Genomic DNA, 18,681 nt, shown 5'->3' on the forward strand with positions numbered 1-18,681 from the left:
TGCTAATGTGCAAACACAATGCCAAACACTCTGCGCTCTGCCGGAACTGTATCTCTTTGAAATAACGAGGCTCTTTCGATTGAATGTCTCGACTGCATTTATCAACGTGCGCCGGTAGGCAAGAACTGCTCGCCACATACTAGGCAAACTGTGCCTGCGTGCCGACCACTCAACGATGAATGCGGCGCGCCATGAATGCGTCATCGATCGAGCGCTGCTCTCTTTTTGCTGCCGCCAACGAGCAGGCTGCGTGATGCCTTTCACACATCTCGCCCAACAATTCGCGATCCTGCCGCGCAGTTTGGTAGCGCAAGAGTTGCGTCTCCTTCAGTTGTTCAAGCTTTTCAAGTTGCTGCTCGAGTTCTTTAAGATATGCCTCTAACTGCTTTGCATCACGCTCGGATAGATGCAACTCACGCCCCGATGTCTGTCCGGAAAAATCAGGAGCCGAGTACCATGCGCTGCGAAGCTCCGCCTTGATCTTCAGGATCGACCTTCTTGTCCGGGTGATCTCCTGCAGAATATTCTGCAGGATGCGCTCTTCGTGCTCTTCTCGCAGAATGCGAACACGCAACACGGTTGTCAGCGGAAATCGGAAGGCCATATCAGTTCAGCACCTCTTGCAACGATTGGATAACACGGGAGAACGAAACGACGTCGTTTGGGTTCTGCGTCAGGAAAGCGCGAAACTTCGGCATGATCTCAACGGCTCGGTCGAGAATGGGATCGCTTCCCTTTTGATAGGCTCCAATGCGGATCAGATCTTCCGAGCGTGTGTAGGCTGATAGCAGGCGTCGTAGGGCACTGGCCTTTTCCATATGCTCTTTCGACGCAACACTCGGCATCAGCCTGCTCAAACTGTCCAAAACTGCGATGGGCGGATAATGCCCGTTCGTAGCGAGTTCCCTGTCGAGAATAATGTGACCATCAAGCAGCGATCGCACCGTATCTACCACTGGGTCCTGTTGGTCATCACCTTCCATGAGCACCGTATAGAACGCCGTGATGCTGCCCGTTGAGAAATTGCCCGCGCGTTCGACCAGGCGCGCCAGCAAATTCAGTACAGATGGTGTATACCCCTTGGCAGTCGGTGGTTCCCCGCTAGCCAGGCCGATCTCGCGCTGCGCCATCGCGAACCTTGTGAGCGAGTCCACCACCAGCAACACATTCTTCCCCTGGCTTGCAAAGTACTCTGCCACTGCCGTTGCACAAAGAGGAGCACGTAGACGCAACAGAGGCGATTGATCGGAGGTTGACACCACCACGACGCAACGTCGCAACCCCTCCTCGCCAATGATCTCTAGAAACTCACCAACCTCTCTGCCTCGCTCACCCACCAGCGACAGCACAGTGACATCGGCACTCGTACCACGCAGCATCATGCCAAGCAGTGTGCTCTTCCCGACGCCACTCCCCCCAAAGATTCCGAGCCTTTGGCCTCTGCCGCACGTTACAAACCCATCCAACGCTCGAACGCCGCACCCCAATGGCTCCCGAATCGCACGCCGTTCGAGAGGCTGCGGTGCCGTCCCGTCAATCCGCATCCATTGTTGGGCCTGATAGTTGCCCTTGCCATCGAGAGGATCTCCATTCGCATCGATCACGCGGCCAAGCAACTCCTCGCCGACACGGATCGACGGTCGTGTCCCTTTCGATAGAACACTGTCATTCAATCGAATCCCGGTTGGCGGCTCGATCACCATCGAAAGAATCGTAGAGCCCCGAAACCCCACAACCTCTCCGCTATAACACCTGCCTGTAGCGCCCCTGATCTGACAGGCGTCGCCGACAGAGCACAACGGCCCCTCCGATTCAATCAGGTTTCCGACAACCTGCGACACCTTGCCTCGCCAATAGATCGCGCCGGTTTCATCCAGGCGATCGAAGAAAGCCTTGAGCATACGGGGTTCATCGATCACTTGGCTGGCCTCTTCGACAGCAGCTCAAGAAAACTCTGCTCGACGTTCATAAGTTGCGCATCGATGCCAAGGTCAACAGAACCGACCTCGGCCTGCAACACGCAATCACCTGCCTTGAGATGAGCGTCACCCACAACCTCGGCCTGAATGTTGCGAGGTAGTTGCGACATCGCAAGAACCCAGTCGCTCTGATTCTCCGCTGGAACATGCAGCACAACCTTCGAACCCGCTTGCAGCTTGTCGAGTTCGATTCGAACCATCGCTGCAACCAGCATCGGGTCCGCAGATGACTCGCGATGAAGGATCTTCGCAGCGATTGCCAGCGCAAGCCGGATCACCTCAGTCTCTACAGTGGCGAAGTAATCCTTGCGCGACTCAGCGAAAGCCTCCAGGCTCCGAAGGAAAGCCTCGCGCGCCTGCAACAAAGCTCGATCCGATTCCATTCGCATCTTCTCTTCGGTCTCATGGATCGCGTCTGATCGGCTCTTCGCCAGCAGTGTATCGACCTCTTCCGGCGTCGGACCACTTGAGATCGGAGCATCGACTTTTTCTTCAGCCACACTGCCATCATCAATCTGCGCCTCGTCTGGAGGCATCTGTTCGGAGACATCCCGATAATTAAGCGGGCTCGCAATGAACGGATACTCGGCTTCGTCCGAGGCATTAGAGGAGATATTCATCATTGCCCTCTCCCTTCAGCTGCATCTTGCCTTCCGCTTCCAGTTTTCTGGCCAGTGCTACTATCTCTTGCTGCGCCTTGATGACTTCTTTGCTGCGCACTGGACCGAGCGATTCGACATCCTCCTTCAGCATCTCAACAGCACGAGATGACATCGTTCGAAAAAAATGGTTCTTCAAGTCTTCGCTCGTTCCTTTGAGCGCAACGGCAAGAATCTTCTTGTCCAACGCGCTCATCAACTCTCGTATCTGCGCCTCAGAGACACCAAGCAGGTCGCTGAACGTAAACATCAGGTCACGGATGTTCACCGCGAGCGTGGGTTGCTCTTGACTGATCTCATCCAATATCTCCACAGCCACATTGGAATCGACGGCGTTCATAATGTTGGCCACCGTCTGAAAGCCCGAATAAGTCCGCTTGCCCTGCTCTCCATAAGCCTTCAGCCTCTGGCTCAGTGTGATGGAAACCTTCTCTGCCATCTCCGGGGAGAACCGTCTCAGCGCTGCAAGCCGGCGGATCGCGTCTGCACGCTTTTCCGGTGGCAAGCTGATCAGAAGCGCCGAGGCCTGCCGCTCGCCCAGTTGCCCCAGTACCAATGCAACCGTCTGTGGATGTTCGGCTTCCAGGAACCGCGCCAGCTTCGCTGCATCGGTTCGCTGCAAGCGCTCAATGGGTGTGCTCTCGCGGGACTTCGACAAACGCTGCACGATGGCGTTGGCTTCCTCTTCTCCCAGAGACCTCACCAGAAGACGTTTCACCATCTCCAATCCACCTTGCGACTCATAGTCCTGATCCTTATTGCGTTGCAGATACTCCTCCACAATGCGCAGGGAGACATCAACAGAAACGGGCCCAAGATTGGATAGCGCATCTGCAACACGTTGCAGCTCCGCACCCTTCAGATTTCGAAAGACCTCAGCAGCAATGTCTTCGCCAAGCACGCTTAGCAAGATGGCTGCCTTCCGAGCACCGTTCAGTTCCTTGTCGCCGGTGTTATCGGTCATACGTTGTCCTCCTGCAACCATGACCGTATCGCTGAGGTGCCGCTCTCAGGGTTCGCCCTTACAGCCTCCGTGAGTTGCTTCTTTAGCAGCGCTGCCCGATGCGCAAGCATCTCTTGCGAACTCTCACCTTCCAACGCAGGCAGTTCCAGCGGCGCGGCTAGCTCATTCATGATGGGTTCTGTAATAGACAATGCTTGCTTCTGGATCGGCCTGAACATCAGAAAATAGATCAGGCCGAACAACGCAAACAACGATCCATACCGAAACAGCGGAGCATAGTCTTCTACGAACTCATGGGTGCGTTCCATAAAGCTCCCTGAAGGATTGAGGTCCTGCGCCCCTTCTGCGAATGCTAGGTTTTCCACGTTCACAACATCGCCACGTCCGCTGTCGTAGCCAACGGCCGCCTGCGTCAATTCGGATATCAGTTTGATCTCATCTGGAGAGCGTTTGTGGCGCGTCTCCACCCAACTGCCTTTGACCAGCTTTCGCTCAACCGCATCGTCGACAACCACCGCTGCCGTAATCCGGCGAATGCGGCCCGCGGGTTCAACCGTATGCCGCGTCGTGCGGTTGACTCCATACGAATCCTCCTCCGATTTGGAAGACTGCCCCGGCGCCACGGCAGGAGGTACGGATGCCTTGGCTCCAGGAACATTACTGGTGGTTCCCGGGACGCCCCCAATAGCGGCAGCTCCATTCGAGCTCTGTTCCGAACGTTGAACATTCAGCGGCACACTGACGTTCGGATCGTACTTCTCCTGGCTCTCCTCACTGGTGCTGTTGTCGTACTCCACATTCACGGTGGCCCGCAGGTGGTCTTGGCCCACGACCGGTGCCAGCGTCTCCACCAGATGTTGCGTGAGCCGCTTCTCTAGTTGCTCATTCCCTGTACCGCTGTCATCGTCGCGGGTAGTCAGCGGCCGGTTGGAGTCTGCATCGACGATCGTCACATCCGCAGGCTTGAGCTCATCGACCGCACCTGCAACCAGTCGCGCAATCGCGTTGTCCTGCTCTCTGGACAATGTCCCCCTCCGTAGCTGCAGCGCAACAGAGGCCTTCGCTCCGCGCTCCCGGTCCATAAACACGGAGTCCGTTGCCATTACGATGTGAACGCGCGCACTCTTCACACCCTTCATGGTCTGAATCGTGCGCTCCAGCTCGCCTTCCAGTGCACGCTGATAGTTCACCTTCTCATCGAACTCAGTCTGCCCCCATGACACCTTGTCGAAGATCTCAAAGCCGATGCGGCCGCTATGCGTAGCATCGTGTGAAGCTACCTCCAATCGTGCAGCATCGAGCTGAGCCGCCGGCACACTGATCGAGCTACCATCCGTGCTGGTCTTATATGGGATCTTCTTTTGCGCCAGCTCCGAGGCTATGACCTGCGCATCGGCAGGATCGAGCCCGGACATCAGCAGCTTGTAGTCCGGATTCGTCATCATCTGCGCGAATAAAGCCAGCGCAGCGAGCGCTATTCCCAGCGCCACCCCTAAGTAAATCCGCTGCCTTGGCGTCCTCCCGGCCCAAAAGACCTTCACGCGATTCAACATCTCGAGGTTGTTCGCAGCCGCAGGTTTCGTAGTCAGATTGCTCATGAGCTCCTCGGTAAACACAGTCCTTCGTCTTTAGCCGTAGTTAGAACTGCATCTTCTCTATGTCCTGGTACGCGCTGACAATCTTGTTGCGTACCTGCATCATCAACTGAAACGCGACATCCGCTTTCTCGACGGCAACCATCACACCATTCATATCGACAGCTCCACCCTGCATCAGGCTGCCAATCTGCGCATCCGCCCCGGTGCTCAACTGGTTCACCTCACTGAGCGCATTCTTCAGGACACCGCTGAATCCCCCCTGTCCCCCAGAAGTCCCTGTATTCGGCTCCGCATACTCGCTCCATGGCGTAATGGAACCGAGGCCTGTGATGCTATGACTCATCTCTACACTCCATTAGCTCTTCAAGATGTCAATTGACTGTTGGATCATCTGTTTGGTCGCGCTCACCGCCGACGCATTCAACTGATAGGCACGAACGGCGCTCATCATGTCGACCATCTCCATTGCTGGATTGATCGCCGGATAAGCGACATACCCGTCCTCGTTGGCGTCGGGATGGCCGGGCTCATAACGCATGATAGGAGGCGATGGATCATCGACCACCTCCGATATATGTACGCTCCCCTCAGGCGCGGTTGGGGCACCGCTGCGCGCAAGCGCAATCTGGAACGGCGAAGGTGAGGCAGACTCAAACACCACCTCCCGCCGGCGAAAAGGGCCTCCCGATTGCGTGTGCGTTGTCTCAGCATTTGCCATATTCGCGGCGACAATCTCCGCGCGCTGGCGCTCCGCCTGCAAGGCTGACGCACTGATCGTAAGTGCATCGAAGATACTCATTGTCCTCCTCCATTGATTGCGGTAAGGATCATGTGAAAGCGGTCTTTGATGAGTTGCACTCCCATTTCATGCTGAAGCTGGAGCTCCGCAAGCAAAGTCCCCTCACGGTCGAGATCGACGTTGTTTCCGTCCGGACGCTGCAGCAGGCTCGCGACCTCATAGGAGGCAGGATGCAACTGCTGAGTGGCTCCCACAGTTGCATCGCCGGAGCCGGCGTCCAGAAAACGGTTCAACTCAGTCGAGAAATCGATGTCGCGTGTGTGATATCCCGGCGTATCGATATTGGCCATGTTGCCCGTGACCACCTGCTCCCGCATACTGGTTAGTCGCAGATAGGCTTCGAGAGAGTTGAGTGTCACAGATGGCTGCGTCATGCGAGGCTCCTCGGCGGTAGTCCATATTCTTTAATCTTGTTGCGAACAGTGCGCAGGCTGATGCCCAGCATCTCTGCTGCATGCGTCCTGTTCCCGTTAGCCAGCGCCAACGTTTTTTCCAGGTGCTGCCGTTCAATTACAGAAAGTCGGGTCCCTGCGTGCAGGCTCATTGCAACGGGTTGCACCTCTCGAACGGCTGTCTTCACCGGCCCGAACTCACAGTCGAAACAGGCCGCATCAATCTTCTGTCCGGCATACAGACACAGGACCCGTTGCATAAAATTAGAGAGTTCACGGATGTTCCCAGGCCACGGATGCGTTCGCAGCCGCTCCAGAAAACTTTTCCTCAGCTCAGGCATCTCGCAACTGCGTTCGAGAGCAAACCGTTCGGCAAAGTGATGCGCCAGCAACTCGATATCCTCCGTCCGCTCGCGCAACGGCGGCACCGAGAGCGGTATCACATTCAGGCGGTAGTAGAGATCGCCGCGAAACTTCCCTTCATCGACCAGCTTCGACAGTCTTGCATTAGTCGTTGCGATCACTCGGATGTTCACTCGCACCGACCGCGTCTCGCCAAGCCGTTCGAACTCGCGTTCCTGCAACACACGCAACAGCTTTGGTTGCAGATGAAGCGGCATCTCACCAATCTCATCCAACAAAAGGGTTCCGCCGTCGGCCAGTTCGAACTTCCCGATCTTCAGCGCACTCGCCCCGGTAAACGCGCCCTTCGAATGGCCGAAGAGTTCGCTCTCGATCAGGTGTTCCGGCACGGCCGCGCAGTTGATCGCAACAAATGGCTTGCCTCTACGTGGACTACTATCGTGGATGAACCGTGCAAGCAACTCCTTCCCCGTGCCACTCTCTGCCTCAACCAGAACATCTACGTCCGTACCGGCAGCAGCGCTCGCCCGTTCCAGCGCACGCAGAAGTAGCGGCGACGTTCCAACGATGCTTCTGCTCGCCGTCATTGTCTTCGGCGTGCTCTTCTCTGTCCTTCCAAAATCGTTTGCGTGAACCGTCCTCCGCAGCATCCGCTCCGCCGTCTCCAGCAGAGCATCGAACGGTATCGGCTTGGTGAGGTAGTCCACCGCCCCGCCACGCATCGACTCCACAGCCTCAGGAACATTGGCGTAGGCCGTCAGCAAAATCACCGCCGAGGCCGGCGAACTGCTACGGACCGCGGACAGGACGTCGAGCCCATCTCCATCTCGCATGCGCACATCGCTCACCACAAGATCGAATGCCGCATGACTAAGCGCGGCCTTCGCCTGCATCAGACCATTGGCCGTAGCCACACGCCAGCCATGCCGCAGAAAACTTGCCTCGAGCGCTGTGCGCATTGCAGGCTCATCATCGACAACTAGGACCAGTCGATCTCCGTGCTGAACCGTTTCCATCATGCCGCACACTCTCCTTGGACTACAGGAATCTCAACGACAAACCTCGCACCGCCCGCAGGCACGTTCGTCACCGACACGCGCCCGCCATGTTGCTGCAGAATCCTCTTGCACACTGCGAGGCCAAGCCCCGGGCTCTTGCCCAACCCGCTATAGCCCGCCTCAAACAGCCGCTCGCTATCGAACTCCGCAATTCCCAAACCGCTGTCGACACACTCAATAACCACGGGCTCATCCATCAGCTCTCGCCCGCCTTCCGTGCCCGCACGGCTCACAGAGATCGCGACACTTCCACCTGCAGGCGTATGTCGAATGCCATTCATCACCAGGTTGACCATCACCTGTTGAAGGCCGGCGCCATTCCCCATCACGAACACTTCGGCACCGGTCGCCTGCCAAAGCAGCTTCACACTCGCCTGTTGCGCCACCGGCCGCAGCAGAGCAATAGCCCCGGCGACGACGCTCTCAATCTCTACAGGCATAAAGTCAGGATTGTTTTGCCCCTGCAAGCTCAACACATTGTTCACGGTGCTCGACAACAGACGTATCCCTGCACGCAGCTCTGAGATCCACCTCGGTCGTCGCTCTCCATCCTGCTCAATCAGCTCGGAGAACAGCTCCAGGCTGGCAAGCGGGTTCCTGATCTCGTGCGCCAGCATGAGCGCGACCTCCGACAGAGCCATCGCATTCCGGCCGCGATCACGGTCCTCTTCTGCGCGGCGCCGTTCCGTCACATCGCGTAACACCAGTATCCTGTCATAGGCAACGGACATCTCATCTCCACAGTCGACGCTGCGGCTATGCACACTGATCCAACGGACGCTCCCTTCGACAGCGATGTGGAACTCGTGTTCTCCATCCAAGCCCTGAACGCTCCGGAGCAGATGAACACACTTCTCGCCCAGGCTCTCCGTCACCGCGGCCAACTCCATCCCCGCATTCGGCACAGCGATACCCAGCAAGCTGCAGCACTCCGGGTTAATCAAGGCGATGGTGCCGTCCACTCGAACGACAAGCACGCCGCAGGGCATCGTATTCACAATCTGCTGTAGCGTCGAGCGCATCGCCTCATTCTGCGCAAGGCTTTTCTTCAGCTCATCGTTGCGTTCATCCAACTCCTCTGTCAGGATGTTGATCTGCATCTGCAGCTTCCGATACACCTCTTCCAGGCGGGACGAGCTCTGAATAAAGTGCGCGAACGCCTCGGCAAGAGGCACCATCTCCGCATGCGCCTCATGTGCAGGATCGGCTATCTCGCTCCGCGTGGTCGGCAGCGCTTCAGTGTCGATTGGCGAATAATGAGAAGTGGGCAACATCTACCTATGCTTATGCAAGCGATGTGCCAAAAGTGCAGAGTACTCGCTGTCAACCGTCAGTGCTTGCGTTGAAAGCTCAAAGAAAGATCTCAAAGAAGAATATGGTGCGGCAGAATTTGCCGCTCGCCAGCCACCAGGATGCTCGCCCGCTCCAGCACGTTGCGCAACTCTCTCACATTTCCAGGCCACTCATGCTTCTCCAATAACTCCAGGGCCGCAACGGTTAGCTTTGCATGAGGACAGAACCTCTTTACGAAGCTCTGCGCCAGCAGCGCAACATCACCGGTCCTGGCACGCAGTGGTGGCAGCTGTATCGGGAAGATCGCCAGGCGGTAATAGAGGTCTTCGCGAAAGAGCTTCTGCTCCACCAGCGTCTTCAGCGGAGCATTCGTCGCCGCCACCACTCTCACATCGACCTTCAGGTTGTCCGTGCCGCCAATGCGCTGCACTTCTCCCTGCTCAAGAAACCGGAGGATCTTGCTTTGCAGCGAGAGCGGCATATCGCCGATCTCATCCAGAAACAGCGTGCCACCATGCGCTGCATGGATGCGCCCAATACGTGATTGCACAGCTCCCGTAAACGCCCCCTTTGTATATCCGAAGAGCTCTGCCTCCAGCAGCGACTCGGGAATAGCCGCACAGTTGATCACCACCAGCGGCTTCTTTTCCCGAGGGCTCAGCAGATGCACCGCCTGTGCAATCAAGTCCTTTCCCGTGCCGCTCTGTCCGGTGATCAACACCGTCGCGTCTCTTCGTGCCACCAGGCGCGTCAACTCATACACTCGTCGCATCGGTTGCGACGTCCCCACAACACCAGGAATCCCTTCTACCGAACCCGTCTGAATAGTATGCAGGGATGCCTGCTCTGCACTTGATTCTGAAGTGCACTCCTCGCCTTCGTCTTGAAGTAACGCTGCAAGCTCTGCCGAAAGCGGTGTCGGCGAAGTCGTACCGAGCACGAGCTTCCCCGTATGCTGGTGCAGCGTCATGACCTGTGTATCCGGGAAACGTTCTGCAACCAGCGCGCTGAACTCGGATGGCTCAAGGTCCGGCAGCAGTGGGTCGAGAAGCAGAAGCTCGCTGGCGCCTTCATGCAGATACTCGAACGCCTCCGCTCCGCTTCCAGCCTCATTCATCTGCCAGCGGGGGTGCGCCAATCTCTCTCGCAACCGTTGTTGCAATCTTCCATTCGGGCTCACGACCAGCACCGTGATTGCCGGCCCTTCCATCGGCCTCTGCGCGAGATCGGAACCGTAAGCTATCGAAGCGCATCCCATCGCAAATCCTCCTTATGAGTCCATCGGAACGCAGACTGAGCTCCGTTGCAGGCCTACTCTCCACCAAGCACATAACCCACACCACGCACGGTTCGAATCAGCTTGGGCGCGCCTTCATAGTCCACCTTGTCGCGCACATACTTCATATAAACGTCCACGATGTTCGTCGTTGCATCCAGCGGCAGGTTCCATACATCCCGCATCAAGGCAGCGCGCGACACCGCTTTGCCCACGTTCTCCATCAGGTACTCAAGAATGGCAAACTCACGCGGTGTCAGATCGATGCGCCTTTCTCCGCGCATCACACGCCGTGCGTCCTTGTTGATCGTCAGGTCGCCAAGGCGCGTCGTCGTAGCGGTCACAGTCTCCCGCCGCATCAGCCCTCCTAGACGCAACAGCAGCTCCTTATACGAGAACGGCTTGCTCAGGCAATCGTTGGCTCCCCCCTCCAGTGCCTGTACGCGATCCTCTGCGCGGCTGCGTGCTGTCAGCACCAGCACAGGCACTCGTGGGTGCAGTTGCCGAACACGCATCAGCAACTCCATGCCATCCATCTTTGGCAGGTTCAAGTCCATGATCATCAGGTCCCAGTGGTCGGCGCCCAGTTCGTTCAGGGCAACTTCGGCGTCATGGGCCGTTGTGGCGGAGCAGTTGTTCCGCTCCAGCTCACGGCGCAGGAAGCGTGCCAGCGCCACATCGTCTTCGACAATCAGTACATGCTTCAGCCCAACAGTCGAAGCCATACCAGGCATTGAGGGAATGTTTTGCGCCGCGGCAAGAGAAGAGTCCTGTAGTTCAACCATGTCGAAATAGGCCTTTCGTCCTGTGTTACTCGTAACCTACTACGGGACGAAAACGTTTCTCACACAGAAATTTTGTTTTGGACGGAATGAGGAAACTCCCTCGGAGCAAAGTTGCAAATCGGGAAACGCATAGGCTCGATCCATGACGTGCTCGTCGCGGCAACAGCGCAGAACCATCTTCCATGTTCTAGTCTCAAGGCCTCTCGGGCTTACTTCTTCACCACTGCCGCATCCGGTTTCGGAACAGAATGCGCCTCGTCCAGCAACAGAGGTAGCTGCTTACCGTTCTTCTCCATATACTGCACAATCACCGACACACGTCGGTTCGAGGGATCGAACGGTTGATCCGGGTGGCGCAGTTGCCGGTCCGCATACCCTCGTACCTGCGTCACCTGCTCACCTCGCAGGCCACTCGCCTCCATCAGACGTCGCGCCATGTTCGCTCTGTCGGAGGAAAGCTCCCAGTTGCTGTATCCTCCCGCAGCCGCATACGGCTTCGCATCCGTATGCCCCTCAATCGATATCTGGTTCGGCAGCTTGCCAATGTCCACGGACAGCACCTTCAGCACATCCACCAGTGGCGGCTTCGGCTCAGCGCTTCCGTTCTCGAAGAACGTTCCCTTCGCATCCTCGAGCAGTTCAATGCGCAGCCCCTCGGGCGTCATTACAAACTCAACGTGCTTCTCCAGCTTGTCGAAACCGGGCATCTTCCGCAGAGATGCGAGGATCGCGTCCTTCAACCGGGTCATGTCCTCTTTCTTCGTGACCTTAGCATCGCCCGCTCCCCCAAACGATGTTCCCCTCTTCTCCGCCGTGCCATGCGGGTCGCGGAAGTACCCGCCTACTGCATTCTGGATCGGCTTACTGCTGTCTAGCAGCCACAGCACGATGAACAGCGCCATCATCGCCGTCACAAAGTCGGCATAGGCTACCTTCCACGCGCCTCCGTGGTGGGTGGCATGCCTGCCTTTCTTCTTGATAACAATCATCTGCTCGTCGTTCGCCAAACCATCGCCTCCTTACGCTGCCTGCGCAATCGGCGTCGCATCGCCGCTTCTATCGCGGCATGCCTTCTCCACCTCGGCAAAGCTCGGCCGCACATGCCCCGGGATAGCGCGCCGCCCCATCTCCACCGCCATAATCGGCGAGGTCCCCTTGATGAACGCCAACAGGATCACACGCAGCATCGCATAATAGCTATGCTCTTCGTCCACAATCTTCGACATGTTCGCCGCCAGCGGCCCCACCAAGCCGTAGCACAGCAGTATCCCCAGGAACGTCCCCACCAGCGCGGCTGCAACCTTCTTTCCAATCTCCTCAGGCGGGCCGCCCAGCGACCCCATCGTCACCACGATGCCCAGCACCGCCGCCACAATGCCCAGTCCCGGCAACGCATCCGCCATGCTCGTCAGCGCCAGGTTCGGCAACGACGCCCCATGATGATGCACCTCCATATCCAGATCCATCATCTGGTCCACATCGAACGCGTTCACGCCGCCCGTAATGCCCATCCGCAGCGTGTCGCACACAAAGTCGCGCACATGGTGGTCCTTCACAAACGCTGGATACTTCGCGAAGATCGGGCTCTTCTCCGGCTCTTCCACGTCCGCCTCAATGGCCACCGCTCCTTCCTTGCGCGCCTTCGAAAGCACATCGAACATCATCTTCAGTGTCTCGGTATAGCGCTTCTTCGAGTACGGCGAGCCCTTCAGGCACCCCATCAGCCCCGCCACGATCTTCTTCAGAATGTGCATCGGATTGGCCGTCAACACCGTGCCGACCGCCGCGCCGCCGATCGTCACCAGTTCCGAAGGCTGTAACAGGACCGGCAGCTTTCCCTTCTCCATCAGGAAGCCCGTAATCACACATCCAAAGACAACCAGAATCCCAACGATCGAAAACATCGGCAGCCCATTTCTGTCTCAAGGTGCCTCTGCTGGAGACACGCTCCCGCCAGGCGCCGCACAACGCGGCACAGCCCTCATCGGCAGACTGCTATCGAAACTGTAGGGCTCAACCTTCGCCTTGCTCTCCGTAACGCCGGTCCGGAAAGTCGCAACCCAATGCCGCAGCGCCTTATCGGTCTACCACTGCCCGTCAGGATGCCCCCTGTTGCGAACGGTTTCCCAAATGCAATAAATTACGTGATTCAAAATTTCTGTGGGAAAAATCACTTTTTTCGCCCGAAACCCAACACTGCGGATGAATTTCGCGTTACCGTGGAACTACGCAAACGATTTGTGGGGTTCGTCTCCTGCCGTATCTGGCGAAGATCGAACAGAAAACCTCTAATCGCTCTTGAGATCGCAACACACGGCCGCGACGCCCCTGTGTTCAGTCTCGGCAGTGAACGCTTCCTGCTGATTGAGTGAACATCCGTCCGGGCTTCCTATCCGCACCACGCCCTTTACAACCTGCACCCGTAGTTAAGAGGAGAAAACCGTATGAGCAATGACCTCACGAACTGTAGTGTCAATGGAGTATCGCGCCGCTCGTTTCTGCGTACTCTAGGAGCAGCCAGCGCGGCTGCGGCAGCTCTGCCCGCCACCGGCGCCTTCGCCCAGCAGAAAGCGAACCCGGCTCCCTCGATGGGTGGTCGTCGCGGCGGCTTCGGCTCAGACATGGGCGAGATGCGCGTCCTCAACCCCGACACCGTCATCATCAGCTCCAACGAGAACCCGCTCGGCCCCGCGACCTCTTCACTCGATGCCCTCATCAAGACCGCCAGCATGGGCGGTCGTTATCACCAGGAGGAGGCCGCCAAGACCACCGCCGTCTACAACGACCTCTTCGGTCTCAAGCGCGGCTACACCGCCCTCGGGCCCGGTTCGGGCGGCCTGCTCGACCTCGCCCTCATGTCCAACCTCGGCCCGGACAAGCCACTCGTCTACGGCGACCCCAGCTATGAACAGGGCCCCCGCGCAGCCGACACCATGGGCGCGCCCAAGTTCCCCGTCAAGCTCACCCCCACCTACGCGCATGACGTCAAGGCGATGCTCGCGGCACACCCCTCGCCCGGCGCCTACTACATCGTCAACCCCAACAACCCCACCGGCACCATGACCCCGCGCGCCGACATCCTCTGGCTGCTCAAGAACAAGCCCAAGGGTTCGGTCGTCATCGTCGACGAGGCCTACTTCCACTTCTCCAACGACGAGTCGGTCCTCGACCAGGTCGCCGCCGATCAGGACATCATCGTCCTCCGCACGTTCTCCAAGATCTACGGCATGGCAGGCCTACGCGCCGGCTTCGCCGCGGGTCGTCCGGATCTGCTCCGCAAGTTCACCACCGTCGCTCCCCCGGCCCGCAGCCTGGCGAGCATCTCCATCACCAGCGCCGCCGCAGCCCGCGCCGGCATGCTCGACAAGGACCTCATCCCCACCCGCAAGAAGATCAACGCGGACAACCGGGCCGAGTCCCTCGAGTTCCTCACCAAGAAGGGCTACACCATCATCCCCGGCTCGCAGGCGAACTTCTTCATGGTCGACGTCAAGCGTCCCGGCCATGAGTTCCAGCAGGCCATGCTCAAGGAAAACGTCGCCATCGGCCGCACCTGGTCGGCGATGCCCACCTACGTCCGCGTCACCGTCGGCACCAAGGAGGAGATGGCCAAGTTCCAGACCGCCTTCGTCAAGTGCATGGACATGCCCACCTCCACCACCGCCGAGCTCTACATCCCCGAGCACCACATCCCCACCGAGCTCTACCGCGGCTAACTCCCCGCTTCCGCTCTCACCCAAAAGCCCCGGCGCAAGCCGGGGCTTTTGCTCTTCCCTATCCGCTGTCCCCTATCCGCTATCCTCTCTCCATGCTCATCGAGCTCGACAAGCACACCCGCACCGAAGCCATCGCCTCCCTCCAGCGTTACGCCGAAGAGAACCTCTCCGAGCCGCTCGGCACCCTGCCGGCCACGCTGCTGCTCGACTACTTCCTCGAAGAGATCGGCCCCGCCATCTACAACCAGGCCATCGCGGACGCCCAAACCCGCATCCTGCAGCGCACCTCCGACCTCGCCGGCGAGCTCTTCACCGACCCCTTCACCTACTGGCAAAAGAAAGCGGCCAAGAACCGCACCAAAAAGTAGTCGCCGAACGCAAAAAGAAGTAGCCCACTCCCGCTTACCACTACTCCCTATTCCCCACTCCCTATTCCCTGCTTTCTGGCGTCCCCGACGGGATTCGAACCGCGTGTTTACGCCATGAGTGTGGCGTCGTCCTGGGCCGCTGGACGACGGGGACGCAAATGGAAGAAGGAGGCGGAGCCGCCACGAAAGCAGCCGCTCCCACCTCCTCCATTCTACCTTCATCGAACGATCGCGCTTAGAACAGCCGCCGGTTCAACAGGTTCTCCAGCTTCTCCTGCTTGCCCGACCTTGGCTTAGGGTTCACACCCTTCGCCAGCGTCGTCTCCGAGATCTGCTCCAGCGACAGCTTGCCCTCCAGCATCGCCTTCGCCTCGGGGGTATTCCATCCGGCATAGCGCTCAGCGACGGCAGCCTTCAGCTCACCCTTCTCCACCAGCGCAGCCGCATTCAAAAACGCCCGCGCGCACAGGTCAACCGCCCCCACATGCGCATGGACAAGGTCCTCCGCATCAATCGACTGCCGCCGAATCTTCGCGTCGAAGTTCATCCCGCCCTTGCCCAGTCCGCCACCTAGAATCACCTGGTACAGCGCGAGTGTCATCGCCTGCAGGTCGTTCGGGAACTGGTCCGTGTCCCAGCCCAGCAGCGGATCGCCGCGGTTCACATCCAGCGACCCCAGCACACCCAGCATCGCCGCCGTGGCAATCTCATGCTCAAAGCTGTGCCCTGCCAGCAGCGCATGGTTGGCTTCGAGGTTCAACTTCACCTCGTTCTCCAACCCATACTTCTTCAGGAAGCCGTACACCGTCGCCGCATCGAAGTCATACTGGTGCGCGGTCGGCTCCTTCGGCTTCGGCTCAATCAGGATCTGCCCCTCAAAACCGATCTTGTGCTTGTACTCCACCACAAGCGTCAGAAACCGGCCCATCTGGTCCAGCTCATGCCCCATGTCGGTGTTCAGCAGCGTCTCATAACCCTCGCGCCCGCCCCACAACACATAGTTGCTGCCGCCAAGCTGCTTAGTCGCATCCATGCAGTGCTTCACCGTCGTCGCGCTATAGGCGAAGACATCCGGGTCAGGGTTCGTCGCCGCGCCGGACATAAACCGCGGGTGCGAGAACAGGTTCGCCGTCCCCCACAGCAGCTTCGCCTTGCTGCCTTCCATCTTCTTCGCCAGGTACTCCACCATCGCCTCAAAGTTCTTCAGCGACTCCTTCAGGTCCGCCCCCTCCGGCGCGATGTCCCGGTCATGGAACGTATAGAACGGCAGACCCAGCACGCGGAACAGCTCAAACGCCGCATCGGCCTTCTCGCGCGCGCCTTCCATCGCATCCGCGCGAGTCATCCACGGCCGTACGATTGTCGGCGCGCCAAACGGATCGCTCCCATTCATCGCCAGGCTGTGCCAGTACGCCACCGCAAAGCGCAGGTGCTCGCTCAGCGGCTTGCCCAGCACCATCTGCTCTGCGTTGTACCAGCGATACGCTAACGCTTTATCGCTGTCCCGGCCCTCAAACCGTACAGTCTCCAGCTCACTGAAAAATGCCGCCATCGTCCTCTTCCCTCTCCACATCCCGGCAACGATGAAGCACTGTTTCTGCCAGCCTCACCGTTCGCGAGAATACGTTTCGATTTTCTTCAACGAAACAACTATATCAGTGCTTCGCAAATTCCCTTCCTTATCAGTGGAAAACACCTAACTTCCCATTCAGATACGCATCAGAGAGGGTGTATCTTTGGACTTACACCGATTTCGGCATCCATCAGCGACCCGTCAGGTTCTGACCCACTGCCCTAACCATCGCCCTATGTCAACACCCATCCCGACTCATCGCCAGCGCACCAAGGGCATGCAGCGCATCGACCTCGCGTACGCTGAGCTGGCCTCCAGTGAGGTCGTCCGCGACATCAATCGCGATGTTGTCCTTGAGCTCATCCGCACCCGCCAGCCTATCTCGCGCGCCGATCTCTCCCGCAGCACCGGCCTCCAGCCCAGCACCATCTCCTCCATCGCCGAGCAGCTTATCGGCGAGCGCTGGGTCATCGAAGGCCCCGCCGCCATCCGCCCGCGCGGCCGCCGCCCCACGCTGCTCTCCATCAACCCCAGTATGGTCATCGTCGTCGCGGACGTCCGCCCCGACCAGGCCATCGTCGGTGTCGTCGACCTCAACGGCCGCTTCCTCCAGCGCGAAGCCCTGCCCCTCGCCGCCGACCCCGAGCGCGGCGTCCGCAACCTCATCACCTGCATCGAGCGGCTCATGCCGAAGCACCCTGACAAGTCCTTCGAAGGCCTCGGCATCATCCTCCCCGGCCGCGTCGACCCCTCCACCGAGCAGCTCGTCCTCGCCCCCAACCTTCCCTGGGCGCGCTACGACATCAAAAAGGCCATCCAGTCCGCCATCAAACTCCAGGTTGAGATGGACAACGACGCCAACGCCTGCCTCCTCGCCGAGCTCTGGTTCGGCCGCATGGAAGGCGTCCGCAACGCCGTTCTCGTCACCATCACCGAAGGCGTCGGCGCAGCCATCCTCGCCAACGGCCAGCTCCTCACCGGCCGCTCCGGCCTCGCCGGCGAGTTCGGCCACCTTTGCCTCGATCCCAACGGCCCCATCTGCGGCTGTGGCCGCAAAGGCTGCTGGGAGGTCTTCGCCTCCACCCGCTCGGCCATCAATCACTTCCTGGAGCTTCGAAAACAGTCAGGCCGTCCCAACAGCCCCGTGCCCTCCAGCTTCGAGCTCATCAATATGGCCGAGAACGGCGACCCCGATGCCATCGCCGCCCTCAACCGCCAGGCACTCTATATGGGGCAGGGCCTCCGCATCATCGTCACCGCGCTCTCTCCGGAGGTCGTCCTCCTCAATGGCGGCCTCACCTCCGCATGGGACCGTTTCGGCCCCATCGTCGAAGCCGAGTTGGCTGACTCCATGCTCTCGGGCACGCCGCCACGCATTATCGTCACCAGCGATGTCGAACTGGCCCGTCTCCGCGGCGCCGCGGCCCTCGTTCTGCAGCGCCACGCCGGCTACAGCAAGTCCAACGCCTCCGACGGCAAACCCATCCGCCGCCCCCGCAACCCCAAAAAGACAGCCGCCTAGACTCACCCACAAAGGCTCGTCATCTCGACCCACACCACAGAAGTGTCATCTCGACCGAAGTCCGCGTTTTTTGCGGACGCAGCGGAGAGACCTGCATCTGCCGCAGCGATGCGCGAAGCGCGAGCGCACCCCTTGACACACCGATTACAATAGAAGCAGCAGAAACCCCGCTTAGGCGGGGTTTCATCGTCTCCGTGCTCTTTCTCATCTGAACACCTCGCCTCTCGCCCCACCCAAGGTAACCACCACCCCGGTTACGAACCTAACTCCAATCTGCTGCGGATCATAGCCCCAAGGGCGGGGGGAGGGCATGCAAAGCGATCCACAGACCACCAG

The 18,681-nt window shown here is 58.9% G+C and carries 18 protein-coding genes and 1 tRNA gene; 3 read left to right on the plus strand and 16 right to left on the minus strand.

What is annotated here, in order from left to right:
• Positions 1-169: 169 nt before the first annotated feature.
• From GOB94_RS01480 to motA, 14 genes are all read right to left on the minus strand, one after another.
• Positions 170-604 (minus strand): hypothetical protein, encoded by a 435-nt coding sequence (locus GOB94_RS01480; RefSeq protein WP_182277184.1) that lies wholly within the window; start codon positions 602-604, stop codon positions 170-172.
• Position 605: 1 nt separating this feature from the next.
• Positions 606-1,919 (minus strand): FliI/YscN family ATPase, encoded by a 1,314-nt coding sequence (locus tag GOB94_RS01485; RefSeq protein WP_255484147.1) that lies wholly within the window; start codon positions 1,917-1,919, stop codon positions 606-608.
• A complete protein-coding gene (locus GOB94_RS01490; protein ID WP_182277185.1) occupies positions 1,916-2,602 on the minus strand; it encodes a FliH/SctL family protein in 687 nt (228 codons plus the stop codon). Before GOB94_RS01490 ends, GOB94_RS01485 begins: the two co-directional genes overlap by 4 nt.
• Positions 2,583-3,602, minus strand: coding sequence for a flagellar motor switch protein FliG (fliG, locus tag GOB94_RS01495; RefSeq protein WP_182277186.1), 1,020 nt, complete (start codon positions 3,600-3,602; stop codon positions 2,583-2,585). The genes GOB94_RS01490 and fliG overlap by 20 nt, the downstream gene beginning before the upstream one ends.
• Entirely contained in the window at positions 3,599-5,200 is a 1,602-nt protein-coding gene (gene fliF / locus GOB94_RS01500) for a flagellar basal-body MS-ring/collar protein FliF (RefSeq protein WP_182277187.1), read from the minus strand. The genes fliG and fliF overlap by 4 nt, the downstream gene beginning before the upstream one ends.
• A gap of 40 nt (positions 5,201-5,240) precedes the next feature.
• Positions 5,241-5,543: a flagellar hook-basal body complex protein FliE gene (gene fliE, locus GOB94_RS01505; RefSeq protein ID WP_182277188.1), complete on the minus strand. Its 303-nt coding sequence runs from the start codon at positions 5,541-5,543 to the stop codon at positions 5,241-5,243.
• A gap of 12 nt (positions 5,544-5,555) precedes the next feature.
• On the minus strand, positions 5,556-5,999 hold the full coding sequence (flgC, locus tag GOB94_RS01510) for a flagellar basal body rod protein FlgC (RefSeq protein ID WP_182277189.1): 444 nt from the start codon (positions 5,997-5,999) through the stop codon (positions 5,556-5,558).
• Positions 5,996-6,373, minus strand: a complete 378-nt coding sequence (flgB, locus tag GOB94_RS01515) for a flagellar basal body rod protein FlgB (protein ID WP_182277190.1) — start codon at positions 6,371-6,373, stop codon at positions 5,996-5,998. The genes flgC and flgB overlap by 4 nt, the downstream gene beginning before the upstream one ends.
• A complete protein-coding gene (locus GOB94_RS01520; protein ID WP_255484368.1) occupies positions 6,370-7,773 on the minus strand; it encodes a sigma-54 dependent transcriptional regulator in 1,404 nt (467 codons plus the stop codon). The genes flgB and GOB94_RS01520 overlap by 4 nt, the downstream gene beginning before the upstream one ends.
• Complete coding sequence (locus GOB94_RS01525) at positions 7,770-9,086, minus strand: PAS domain-containing sensor histidine kinase (RefSeq protein WP_182277191.1); 1,317 nt, start codon at positions 9,084-9,086, stop codon at positions 7,770-7,772. The genes GOB94_RS01520 and GOB94_RS01525 overlap by 4 nt, the downstream gene beginning before the upstream one ends.
• 89 nt (positions 9,087-9,175) lie before the next feature.
• Positions 9,176-10,363, minus strand: a complete 1,188-nt coding sequence (locus GOB94_RS01530; RefSeq protein WP_220464972.1) for a sigma 54-interacting transcriptional regulator — start codon at positions 10,361-10,363, stop codon at positions 9,176-9,178.
• 53 nt (positions 10,364-10,416) lie between these two features.
• Positions 10,417-11,106: a response regulator transcription factor gene (locus tag GOB94_RS01535; protein WP_182277192.1), complete on the minus strand. Its 690-nt coding sequence runs from the start codon at positions 11,104-11,106 to the stop codon at positions 10,417-10,419.
• 269 nt (positions 11,107-11,375) lie between these two features.
• Complete coding sequence (locus tag GOB94_RS01540; RefSeq protein WP_255484148.1) at positions 11,376-12,173, minus strand: flagellar motor protein MotB; 798 nt, start codon at positions 12,171-12,173, stop codon at positions 11,376-11,378.
• A gap of 12 nt (positions 12,174-12,185) precedes the next feature.
• Positions 12,186-13,070, minus strand: a complete 885-nt coding sequence (gene motA, locus GOB94_RS01545; RefSeq protein ID WP_182277193.1) for a flagellar motor stator protein MotA — start codon at positions 13,068-13,070, stop codon at positions 12,186-12,188.
• A gap of 540 nt (positions 13,071-13,610) precedes the next feature.
• Here motA and GOB94_RS01550 point away from each other — a divergent pair.
• The gene (locus tag GOB94_RS01550; protein ID WP_182277194.1) at positions 13,611-14,882 is read left to right on the plus strand and encodes an aminotransferase class I/II-fold pyridoxal phosphate-dependent enzyme; all 1,272 of its coding nucleotides are present in this window, start codon (positions 13,611-13,613) and stop codon (positions 14,880-14,882) included.
• A 92-nt stretch (positions 14,883-14,974) separates the two neighbouring features.
• A complete protein-coding gene (locus tag GOB94_RS01555; protein WP_182277195.1) occupies positions 14,975-15,250 on the plus strand; it encodes a DUF2164 domain-containing protein in 276 nt (91 codons plus the stop codon).
• A 76-nt stretch (positions 15,251-15,326) separates the two neighbouring features.
• Here GOB94_RS01555 and GOB94_RS01560 read toward each other — a convergent pair.
• Positions 15,327-15,404: transfer RNA gene (locus GOB94_RS01560), tRNA-OTHER, on the minus strand.
• A gap of 81 nt (positions 15,405-15,485) precedes the next feature.
• A complete protein-coding gene (gene xylA, locus GOB94_RS01565) occupies positions 15,486-16,802 on the minus strand; it encodes a xylose isomerase (RefSeq protein WP_182277196.1) in 1,317 nt (438 codons plus the stop codon).
• 256 nt (positions 16,803-17,058) lie between these two features.
• On the opposite strand from xylA, the gene GOB94_RS01570 reads away from it, so the two are divergent.
• Positions 17,059-18,345, plus strand: a complete 1,287-nt coding sequence (locus GOB94_RS01570) for an ROK family protein (RefSeq protein ID WP_255484149.1) — start codon at positions 17,059-17,061, stop codon at positions 18,343-18,345.
• The last annotated feature ends 336 nt before the right edge of the window (positions 18,346-18,681 follow it).

The sequence above is a fragment of the Granulicella sp. 5B5 genome (assembly GCF_014083945.1).
Classification (GTDB): domain Bacteria; phylum Acidobacteriota; class Terriglobia; order Terriglobales; family Acidobacteriaceae; genus Granulicella.